The following is a 10,931-nucleotide window of genomic DNA, read 5'->3' as shown; positions in this document are numbered from 1 at the left end:
CGAAGCTGATAATCGGAGCAATGATGCGTAAGCTGGCGCAGGTGGCGTATGGCGTCCTGAAATCAGGACGCCCGTTCGATGCCACACTGCACGAGAAAAATGCTTGCGTGGCATAACAGTATCTACAGAACCCGTAGGCCCGCGCAAGCGCAGCGCCGCCGGGCAAATAAAAAAGGCCCTTACGGGCCTTTTTTATGTCCGCGTTTTTCTCACGCGATCCGCGTAAATCGACAATGTCTGCTTCAGTACATCCAGCGTAACCGGTTTCGACAGACAGCTGTCCATTCCTGACTCCAGGCAGCGCTGTTTCTCTTCCGCCAGCGCATTCGCCGTGACGCCAACCACCGGCAACGTCAGACCAAGCTGGCGGATACGCTGCGTCAGACGATAGCCGTCCATATTGGGCATATTCACGTCGCTGAGAACGATATCAATATGGTTTTTACTGAGCACATTCAGCGCATCTACGCCGTCATTAGCGGTTTTACATTGATAACCCAGCGAGCCCAGCTGGTCAGCCAGCAGGCGACGGTTAATCGGATGGTCATCCACGACCAGAATCATCATATCGTCGTTCACCGACGCCAGCGATTCCGGTGACGGCAGGGTCGCCGCGCCATCGTTCTCTTCGAGCTGCACGCTGTAGATGCGCGCCAGCAGCCCCAACAGCTCATGTGGCGTCGCCACACTGTGAACCCACTCGCCCGGCGCACGCTCAACCGGAATACCGATGTGGCGACGACAGAACATCACCACGCCCCTTCCCTGCCACGGTTGCGCCAGCGTGTCATCGGTGATCAGCACATCGTCCACGTCCGGCGTCTGGCCTTCATAACGGGAAACGCGCACGCCGCTGTGGTTCAGCAGTGCCGTCAGATAATCATTCAGCGAGGCGTTGTGCACCGCCAGCCAGCAGCGCTTATCGCTCAGGCCGTCAACCGTCGTTTTCGCCGGATACTGCGCAGAATAGAGCGGAATACGAATGGTGAACTGGCTGCCCATACCGGGTTCGGTATCCACCGAGATATCGCCGTCCATCATGCTGACGAGCTTCTCACAAATTGCCAGCCCCAGTCCGGTCCCCTGGAAGTTACGCTGCACGCCGGTACCCACCTGGAAGAACGGGTCAAACAGACGAACCACTTCCTTCGCCGGGATCCCAACGCCGGTATCACGCACACGAATGCTCAGGTAGTCCCCTGCCCGGCACACATGCAACACGATACAGCCGATGTCGGTGAACTTGATGGCGTTACTGAGCAGGTTCGAAATGACCTGCTGCAGACGCATAGGATCGCCATGCAGCGTCAGCGGTACGTCTGGCTCAATAAAGCAATAGAGACCCAGCTGTTTACGTACCACCAGCGGCAGATAGTTGGCGCTGATGTGGTTCATCACCTCGCGCGGAGAGAACTCGCGCGGTTCAATTTTCAGCTGCTCGGACTCAATTTTCGAGAAGTCGAGAATGTCGCTGATGATTTTCAGCAGCAGGCTTGAGGAGTTGTTCATCGCCGTCACCAGGCGATCAACGCCTTTCGGCAGCTCTTTGGTTTGCAGCAGATCGAGGTTGCCGATAATCCCGTACAGCGGCGTACGCAGTTCGTGACTGACGGTGGCAAGGAACATGGATTTCGACTGGCTGGCCTGCTCTGCCGCCTGGGCCATCTCCTGCAAAGACTCTTCCATCTTCACACGTGCTGAGACATCCACCAGCACGCAAATCGCCACGTTTTCATTGCGATAGCGCGAATGCACGAAGCTAATTTGTAAGTTGGTGTGGGTGCTGGTCAGCACGTCGACAAAATTCACCTGCTGACCACAGATAATTTGCGTCAGCCTTTGCCGGTCCTCGTGCGTCAGCATGTTCAGGTAGTTATGCGCCAGTTCATTACTGAGGATATTGGTGCCGTCCTGGGTGCGCAGGATACAGATCCCCACCGGTGCGGAGGCAACAATCTTACGGTTAAACTGCTCGTGTTCCTCCAGACGCTGGGCATCGCTTTCAGCGGGGATAAAAATCTTCCGCTCATACATCCGCGCCAGGGTAAACAGCGCGCCACCGGCCAGCACGTTCAGCAGGATGGCATTCATGATAAGAATACGGATCCGCTCAAGCACCATATCCACAGGCAGGGAATAGACGATACTCAGCGACGATGGCGGTAAGCTTTTCTTCAGCACCAGCTCACGGAATCCTGAGGTATAGCCAAACCACGAACGCTCCTGCATCCAGTGCGGATCGACGTTCAGGCGATTATCCGGCCCGGTGAGTGAAATCAGGGGATGGCCGTTCTCATCCAGAATGGTCACTCCCATTGGCAGACTGCCCGGCGTGAAGAAGTTTTCCATGCGGATGGTCTGTTCAATGCCCAGCAGCGCCTGCAGGCGATTGCCCAGATAAACTGGCGTCAGCGCATAGAAATAGCCCACGCCCATGCGCGGCCCCTGGCTTATCCAGAAGATGTTATTCCCGCGCTCGTCCTGCGGCGCATTGCGGTATTTCAAAATGCGTTCATGCAGGCTTTTCAACGCATCATCACGTTCGACGGGCACATCGCGCAGGCCAAAGTCGGCCATGCAGAGGTTTTCGCTGCCAATCAGGAATACGCGGTTCAGGTCATAGGCGGCGGAGAAGTTGTCACGCCAGTAGCGCATAAACCAGGAGAGCGATTCCAGGGAACCGCGCCAGGTGTTGCTCATGGCGGAGCAGTCGGAATCCGGGAACAGCGGCTCGAAATCCGGTACTTCGGTTTTGTCATTACGGCCGCGGATGGCAAGAATACCGTTTTCCGCCGTCAGGCGATTTTCGGCAATGTACTTCAGCTCCTTCATCACGTCGGAGGTGCGCTGAATATAGCGCTGGGCCTGATCGGAACTTAGGTTAAATTCCTGACGGATCTCCGCTTCTTTCTGGTGCAGCGCGTTGACGATGTAAAACACCGAGGACAAGGCCACCAGTAACCAAAGCAAGAGCGCCAGCGCCCGAAACAGATAGCGAGAGACTTTCAGCGTGGTTCGAAAGGAGACGAGGTATTTCAAAGGGGCGAGGCTCCGCCGTCGGGGTCAAAAAGAATGTGGTTAAGGTAGCGGTAAACGCGGCTTGTCGCAACGTTGACTTGTCTGCATCTGCAAAAGAAAAGGGCCGGAATCCGGCCCTTTATGCGTCAGGAGACATTACTCGTCAGCGTCATCCGCTGCATCATCGTCGGTGTCCACTTCCGGTGCGATGTCATCATCACCTTCCGCGACGCTACCGTCGATGGAGTCGAGCTCTTCGTCGTCCACCGGCTCAGCAACACGCTGCAGACCCACCACGTTTTCATCTTCCGCCGTACGGATGAGGATAACGCCCTGGGTATTACGACCCACCACGCTAATCTCCGACACGCGGGTACGCACCAGCGTACCGGCATCGGTGATCATCATGATCTGGTCGGCATCGTCTACCTGCACCGCGCCCACAACGGAACCGTTGCGCTCGGTCACCTTGATAGAGATAACGCCCTGCGTGCCACGCGACTTGGTTGGGTATTCCCCTTCCGCGGTACGTTTACCGTAACCATTCTGCGTCACGGTCAGGATAGCCCCTTCCCCGCGCGGAATAATCAGAGAAACGACGCTGTCTTCGCCCGCCAGTTTGATACCGCGAACGCCCGTTGCGGTACGACCCATTGCGCGGACGGCGTCTTCTTTGAAGCGCACCACTTTACCGGCTGCGGAGAAGAGCATGACTTCATCTTTGCCTGAAGTCAGATCGACGCCAATCAGCTCATCGCCTTCGTTCAGGTTCACCGCGATGATACCGGCAGAACGTGGACGGCTGAACTCGGTCAGCGCGGTTTTCTTCACGGTACCGCTGGCGGTCGCCATAAAGACGTTCACGCCCTCTTCGTACTCGCGTACCGGCAGAATGGCAGTGATACGTTCGTTCGCTTCCAGCGGCAGCAGGTTAACGATCGGACGACCACGTGCACCACGGCTCGCTTCCGGCAACTGGTAGACCTTCATCCAGTACAGACGACCCCGGCTGGAGAAGCAGAGGATGGTGTCATGGGTGTTCGCCACCAGCAGACGGTCGATAAAGTCTTCTTCTTTAATACGTGCCGCAGATTTGCCTTTACCACCACGACGCTGTGCTTCGTAGTCAGTTAACGGCTGATACTTCACGTAGCCCTGGTGAGACAGGGTCACAACAACGTCTTCCTGGTTGATCAGGTCTTCGATGTTGATATCTGCGGAGTTGGCGGTGATTTCGGTGCGACGCTCATCGCCGAACTGATCGCGGATCAGCTCCAGCTCTTCGCGGATCACTTCCATCAGGCGCTCTGCGCTGCCCAGAATGTGCAGCAGTTCAGCGATCTGCTCCAGCAGCTCTTTATATTCGTCGAGCAGTTTTTCATGCTCAAGGCCGGTCAGTTTCTGCAGACGCAGATCCAGAATCGCCTGGGCCTGCTGTTCAGTCAGGTAGTACTGACCATCACGCACGCCGAATTCAGGTTCCAGCCACTCAGGACGCGCGGCGTCATCACCGGCACGCTCCAGCATTGCCGCAACGTTGCCAAGATCCCACGGACGGGAAATCAGCGCGGTTTTCGCTTCCGCCGGGGTTGGCGCGCGACGGATCAGCTCGATGATCGGGTCGATGTTGGCCAGCGCCACGGCCAGTGCCTCAAGGATGTGGGCACGGTCACGCGCTTTACGCAGTTCGAAAATAGTACGACGGGTCACCACTTCGCGGCGGTGACGGACAAACGCGCTCAGGATCTCTTTCAGGTTCATGATCTTCGGCTGACCATGGTGCAGTGCAACCATGTTGATACCGAAGGATACCTGCAGCTGAGTCTGGGAGTACAGGTTGTTCAGCACAACCTCGCCCACCGCGTCGCGTTTGATTTCAATCACGATGCGCATACCGTCTTTATCAGACTCGTCACGCAGCGCGCTGATGCCTTCAACACGTTTTTCTTTTACCAGCTCGGCGATTTTTTCAATCAGTCGCGCTTTGTTCACCTGATACGGGATCTCGTGAACAATGATGGTTTCACGGCCGGTTTTGGCATCTGCTTCCACTTCGGCGCGGGCACGGATGTAAATCTTGCCGCGACCGGTGCGGTACGCTTCTTCAATACCACGACGACCGTTGATGATGGCCGCCGTCGGGAAGTCCGGGCCCGGGATGTGTTCCATCAGCCCTTCAATGCTGATGTCTTCATCGTCGATATAGGCCAGGCAGCCGTTGATCACTTCGGTGATGTTGTGCGGCGGAATGTTGGTCGCCATCCCTACGGCGATACCGGACGAACCGTTCACCAGCAGGTTAGGGATCTTCGTTGGCATGACGTCAGGAATTTTTTCCGTGCCATCGTAGTTATCAACGAAATCAACCGTCTCTTTTTCCAGGTCGGCCATCAGCTCATGGGCAATTTTCGCCAGACGGATTTCCGTATAACGCATTGCCGCGGCGGAGTCGCCGTCGATAGAACCAAAGTTACCCTGACCATCTACCAGCATGTAACGCAGCGAGAAAGGCTGCGCCATACGAACGATGGTGTCGTACACCGCGGAATCACCATGGGGATGGTATTTACCGATTACGTCACCAACGACACGGGCAGATTTTTTGTAGGCTTTATTCCAGTCATTGCCCAATACGTTCATGGCGTATAGTACGCGACGGTGTACCGGCTTCAGGCCATCGCGGACGTCCGGCAGCGCACGGCCAACAATGACCGACATCGCATAGTCCAGATAGGAGCTCTTCAGCTCTTCCTCGATGTTAACCGGTGTAATTTCTCTCGCAAGGTCGCTCATCTAACCGCTATCCCTCTACTGTATCCCGGATTCAAAGGTCGCAAATTATAACACAGCCGCGGTGATACAGGTAAACCTATACGCTTTATTCACAGGGATTGCCTGATATACTCATTCGTCTTGCTAAATAAGGAGTAAAAGCGCCCATGAATGCCGAAAAATCCCCGGTGGCTCACAACGTAGACCACGAAGAGATTGCCAAATTTGAAGCGGTGGCGTCCCGCTGGTGGGATCTCGAAGGTGAGTTCAAACCTCTGCATCGCATCAACCCGCTGCGTCTGAGCTATATCGCGGAGCGTTCCGGCGGTCTGTTCGGTAAAAAAGTGCTCGACGTCGGCTGCGGCGGCGGCATCCTGGCAGAGAGCATGGCGCGCGAAGGGGCCACCGTCACCGGCCTGGATATGGGTTTTGAACCGTTGCAGGTTGCCCGTCTGCATGCGCTGGAGTCCGGGATTCAGGTGGAGTACGTGCAGGAAACCGTTGAAGAACACGCGGCAAAACATGCGCACCAGTACGACGTGGTCACCTGCATGGAGATGCTGGAGCACGTTCCCGACCCGCAGTCCGTCGTCAATGCCTGCGCAAAACTGGTGAAACCGGGCGGCCAGGTCTTCTTCTCGACCATCAACCGTAACGGCAAAGCCTGGCTGATGGCCGTCGTCGGCGCAGAGTATGTGCTGCGCATGGTGCCCAAAGGCACACACGACGTGAAGAAATTCATCAAGCCTGCCGAGTTACTGGGCTGGGTTGACCAGACGTGGCTCAAGGAGCAGCACATCACCGGTCTGCACTACAATCCGCTGACCGATAAATTCAAACTCGCCCCGGGCGTGGATGTTAACTATATGTTGCACACCACCGCCAAAAACGACTAACGTCATCCATTATTCTTATAAAGATTGCGCGACATCATGTTGCGCAATTCTGACCTCCCGTTGAAGAAATCAGCACTCGATCAAATTTTGAATTTTTTTTCTTAATTATTGACATCTCTTCCAGGCCTTACAGCATGAGGACTTAGCCTTTTTTACCCTTTCACAACCTCAATTTAACGTCAAAATCAACCCTTGTACTGAAAAGAATCCTTACTAGAATACTCACCATATAGCGTTTCTCTTATCGCAAACCCCCTATATGTAGTATTTATCCACAGAGTTAGTCACAAGGCGGATCTGTGGATAAACGGGGGATATTTTTTTATTTCACGGACAGGTAAAACCCACATGAATCAGAGTCTGCTGGTGACAAAGCGCGACGGTACTACCGAGCGTATCAATCTGGACAAAATCCATCGAGTTCTCGACTGGGCAGCAGAAGGCCTGAACAACGTATCTATCTCCCAGGTTGAACTGCGTTCCCATATTCAGTTCTACGACGGCATCAAAACGTCTGATATCCACGAAACCATCATCAAAGCGGCGGCGGATCTGATCTCCCGCGAAGCGCCGGATTATCAGTACCTCGCTGCACGTCTGGCGATTTTCCACCTGCGTAAAAAAGCCTACGGCCAGTTCGAGCCGCCTGCGCTTTACGACCACGTGGTGAAAATGGTTGAGCTGGGTAAATACGACACGCATCTGCTGGAAGACTATACGGAAGAAGAGTTCGAGCAGATGAACGGGTTTATCGATCACTGGCGTGATATGAACTTCTCCTACGCAGCGGTGAAACAGCTCGAAGGCAAATACCTGGTCCAGAACCGTGTCACGGGCGAAATCTACGAGAGCGCCCAGTTCCTCTATATTCTGGTGGCCGCCTGCCTGTTCTCTAACTACCCGCGTGACACCCGTCTGGAATACGTTAAGCGTTTCTATGATGCGGTCTCTACGTTCAAGATTTCTCTGCCGACGCCGATTATGTCTGGCGTGCGTACCCCAACCCGTCAGTTCAGCTCCTGCGTACTGATCGAGTGCGGTGACAGCCTGGATTCCATCAACGCGACCTCCAGCGCGATTGTCAAATACGTCTCCCAGCGTGCCGGTATCGGTATCAACGCCGGTCGCATTCGCGCCCTGGGCAGCCCAATTCGCGGCGGTGAAGCGTTCCATACCGGTTGTATCCCGTTCTACAAGCACTTCCAGACCGCAGTAAAATCCTGCTCTCAGGGCGGCGTGCGCGGTGGTGCGGCAACCCTGTTCTACCCAATGTGGCACCTGGAAGTCGAAAGCCTGCTGGTACTGAAAAACAACCGTGGTGTTGAAGGTAACCGCGTGCGTCACATGGACTACGGCGTGCAGATCAACAAACTGATGTACACCCGTCTGCTGAAAGGTGAAGACATAACCCTGTTCAGCCCGTCCGACGTCCCGGGTCTGTATGACGCGTTCTTCGCCGATCAGGACGAGTTTGAACGTCTGTACACCAAATACGAAAAAGACGACAGCATCCGTAAACAGCGCGTGAAAGCGGTCGATCTGTTCTCCCTGATGATGCAGGAACGTGCCTCTACCGGCCGTATCTACATCCAGAACGTTGACCACTGCAACACCCACAGCCCGTTTGATCCGGTTGTTGCGCCAGTGCGCCAGTCTAACCTGTGCCTGGAGATCGCCCTGCCGACCAAACCGCTGGAAGACGTGAACGACGAAAACGGCGAAATTGCGCTGTGTACGCTGTCTGCGTTCAACCTGGGCGCGATTAAGAGCCTGGACGAACTGGAAGAGCTGGCAGTGCTGGCCGTCCGTGCGCTCGACGCCCTGCTGGACTACCAGGATTACCCAATCCCGGCGGCGAAACGCGGCGCAATGGGCCGTCGTACGCTGGGTATCGGCGTCATCAACTTCGCCTACTGGCTGGCGAAACACGGTAAGCGTTACTCCGACGGCAGCGCGAACAACCTGACCCACGAAACGTTCGAAGCGATCCAGTATTACCTGCTGAAAGCGTCTAACGAGCTGGCGAAAGAGCAAGGCGCATGCCCGTGGTTTAACGAAACCACCTATGCGAAAGGCATTCTGCCAATCGACACCTACAAGAAAGACCTGGATGCGATTGCAAACGCGCCGCTGCATCTGGACTGGGAAGCACTGCGCGAGTCCATTAAGACTCACGGCCTGCGCAACTCCACGCTCTCTGCCCTGATGCCGTCTGAGACCTCTTCGCAGATCTCTAACGCCACCAACGGTATCGAGCCGCCGCGCGGTCACGTCAGCATTAAAGCGTCGAAAGACGGCATCCTGCGCCAGGTGGTGCCGGATTACGAACTGCTGAAAGACAACTACGAGCTGCTGTGGGAAATGCCAAACAATGACGGCTATCTGCAGCTGGTGGGTATCATGCAGAAATTCATCGATCAGTCGATCTCTGCCAATACCAACTACGACCCGACGCGTTTCCCGTCTGGTAAAGTGCCCATGCAGCAACTGCTGAAAGACCTGCTCACCGCGTACAAATTTGGCGTGAAAACTCTGTATTATCACAACACCCGTGATGGTGCAGAAGACGCGCAGGACGATCTGGCACCGTCAATTCAGGATGATGGCTGCGAAAGCGGCGCATGTAAGATCTAATAAATCCCCTCACCCTAACCCTCTCCCTGTGGGAGAGGGCCGGGATGAGGGGGAAATAACACCACAGGACACACTCATGGCATATACCACCTTTTCACAGACGAAAAACGACCAGCTCAAAGAGCCGATGTTCTTCGGCCAGCCGGTCAATGTGGCACGCTACGATCAGCAAAAATATGACATCTTCGAAAAGCTGATTGAAAAGCAACTCTCCTTCTTCTGGCGTCCGGAGGAAGTTGACGTTTCCCGCGATCGTATCGATTTCCAGGCGTTGCCGGAGCATGAAAAACACATTTTCATCAGCAACCTGAAGTACCAGACGCTGCTGGACTCCATTCAGGGCCGCAGCCCGAACGTTGCCCTGCTGCCGCTGATCTCCATTCCGGAACTGGAAACCTGGGTGGAAACCTGGGCGTTCTCGGAGACGATCCACTCCCGCTCTTACACCCACATTATCCGCAACATCGTTAACGATCCGGCGGTGGTGTTTGACGATATCGTCACCAACGAGCAGATTCAGAAACGCGCGGAAGGGATTGCCCACTACTACGACGAGCTGATCGAGATGACCAGCTACTGGCACCTGCTGGGCGAAGGGACCCACAACGTGAACGGCAAAACCGTCACCGTGAACCTGCGCGCGCTGAAAAAGCAGCTGTACCTGTGCCTGATGAGCGTTAACGCCCTGGAAGCCATCCGCTTCTACGTGAGCTTTGCCTGCTCATTTGCGTTTGCCGAGCGCAAGCTGATGGAAGGTAACGCCAAAATCATCCGTCTGATCGCCCGTGACGAAGCCCTGCACCTGACCGGCACCCAGCACATGCTGAACCTGTTGCGCAGCGGTGCAGACGACCCGGAGATGGCGGAAATCGCTGAAGAGTGCAAGCAGGAGTGCTACGACCTGTTCGTGCTGGCCGCACAGCAGGAGAAAGAGTGGGCAGACTACCTGTTCCGCGACGGCTCCATGATTGGCCTGAACAAAGACATTCTGTGCCAGTACGTTGAGTATATCACCAATATCCGTATGCAGGCGGTCGGTCTCGATCTGCCATTCCAGACGCGCTCCAACCCGATCCCGTGGATCAACACCTGGCTGGTGTCCGATAACGTGCAGGTGGCGCCACAGGAAGTGGAAGTGAGTTCTTACCTGGTCGGTCAGATTGATTCTGAAGTCAACACTGACGACCTGAGCAATTTCCAGCTCTGATGACGCGCGTAACGCTGAGTCTTTCGGGCACAGAAGTGCTGTGCCAGGAAGAGCACCCTTCCCTGCTGGCAGCCCTTGAGGCGAATCAGGTGACGGTAGAGTATCAGTGTCGTGAAGGCTATTGCGGCTCCTGCCGCTGCCGCCTGGTCACCGGCCAGGTGGACTGGCTGACCGAACCGCTGGCCTTTATCAATGAAGGGGAAATTTTGCCCTGCTGCTGCCGGGCAAAAGGTGACATTGAAATCGAGATGTGATTGCCCTGGTTCCCTCTCCCTGTGGGTTGAGGGATCCCCAGTAATTTTTTACCGAAAGCGACGAAAGTTGTTTCAGGAAAATGAATGACTTACAGCGACGCCCTGGTCCGGCTGTAAATCGCTGAGGCGTTTCCTGCAGGCCGGGGCGAG

Annotated in this window: 6 protein-coding genes; 4 read left to right on the top strand and 2 right to left on the bottom strand. The window is 55.3% G+C overall.

Annotation, left to right across the window (positions count from 1 at the left end):
• Positions 1–192: 192 nt before the first annotated feature.
• Together rcsC and gyrA are read right to left on the bottom strand one after the other, a co-directional pair.
• Entirely contained in the window at positions 193–3,039 is a 2,847-nt protein-coding gene (gene rcsC / locus PUZ33_RS24895; RefSeq protein WP_020690666.1) for a two-component system sensor histidine kinase RcsC, read from the bottom strand.
• A gap of 135 nt (positions 3,040–3,174) precedes the next feature.
• Complete coding sequence (gene gyrA / locus PUZ33_RS24890; protein WP_013098009.1) at positions 3,175–5,811, bottom strand: DNA topoisomerase (ATP-hydrolyzing) subunit A; 2,637 nt, start codon at positions 5,809–5,811, stop codon at positions 3,175–3,177.
• A 146-nt stretch (positions 5,812–5,957) separates the two neighbouring features.
• On the opposite strand from gyrA, the gene ubiG reads away from it, so the two are divergent.
• The 4 genes from ubiG (at position 5,958) to yfaE (ending at position 10,781) form a co-directional block, all read left to right on the top strand.
• Positions 5,958–6,686, top strand: a complete 729-nt coding sequence (ubiG, locus tag PUZ33_RS24885; RefSeq protein WP_058681489.1) for a bifunctional 2-polyprenyl-6-hydroxyphenol methylase/3-demethylubiquinol 3-O-methyltransferase UbiG — start codon at positions 5,958–5,960, stop codon at positions 6,684–6,686.
• 348 nt (positions 6,687–7,034) lie between these two features.
• The gene (nrdA, locus tag PUZ33_RS24880) at positions 7,035–9,320 is read left to right on the top strand and encodes a class 1a ribonucleoside-diphosphate reductase subunit alpha (RefSeq protein WP_020690664.1); all 2,286 of its coding nucleotides are present in this window, start codon (positions 7,035–7,037) and stop codon (positions 9,318–9,320) included.
• 76 nt (positions 9,321–9,396) lie between these two features.
• Positions 9,397–10,527, top strand: coding sequence for a class Ia ribonucleoside-diphosphate reductase subunit beta (gene nrdB, locus PUZ33_RS24875; protein ID WP_013098012.1), 1,131 nt, complete (start codon positions 9,397–9,399; stop codon positions 10,525–10,527).
• Positions 10,527–10,781: a class I ribonucleotide reductase maintenance protein YfaE gene (yfaE, locus tag PUZ33_RS24870; RefSeq protein WP_014832737.1), complete on the top strand. Its 255-nt coding sequence runs from the start codon at positions 10,527–10,529 to the stop codon at positions 10,779–10,781. Before nrdB ends, yfaE begins: the two co-directional genes overlap by 1 nt.
• Positions 10,782–10,931: the final 150 nt, after the last annotated feature.

Origin of the sequence: Enterobacter cloacae complex sp. 2022EL-00981, from assembly GCF_028737495.1 — a bacterium.
Classification (GTDB): domain Bacteria; phylum Pseudomonadota; class Gammaproteobacteria; order Enterobacterales; family Enterobacteriaceae; genus Enterobacter; species Enterobacter cloacae.
The sequence above is the reverse complement of the archived record's forward strand: the minus strand, read 5'-3'. Positions and strand labels throughout refer to the sequence as shown.

Excerpts from the sequence above, each read along its gene's own strand:
- gyrA (WP_013098009.1), bottom strand. The coding sequence starts at position 5,811 with ATGAGCGACCTTGCGAGAGAAATTACACCGGTTAACATCGAGGAAGAG.
- ubiG (WP_058681489.1), top strand. The coding sequence starts at position 5,958 with ATGAATGCCGAAAAATCCCCGGTGGCTCACAACGTAGACCACGAAGAG.
- nrdA (WP_020690664.1), top strand. The coding sequence starts at position 7,035 with ATGAATCAGAGTCTGCTGGTGACAAAGCGCGACGGTACTACCGAGCGT.
- nrdB (WP_013098012.1), top strand. The coding sequence starts at position 9,397 with ATGGCATATACCACCTTTTCACAGACGAAAAACGACCAGCTCAAAGAG.
- yfaE (WP_014832737.1), top strand. The coding sequence starts at position 10,527 with ATGACGCGCGTAACGCTGAGTCTTTCGGGCACAGAAGTGCTGTGCCAG.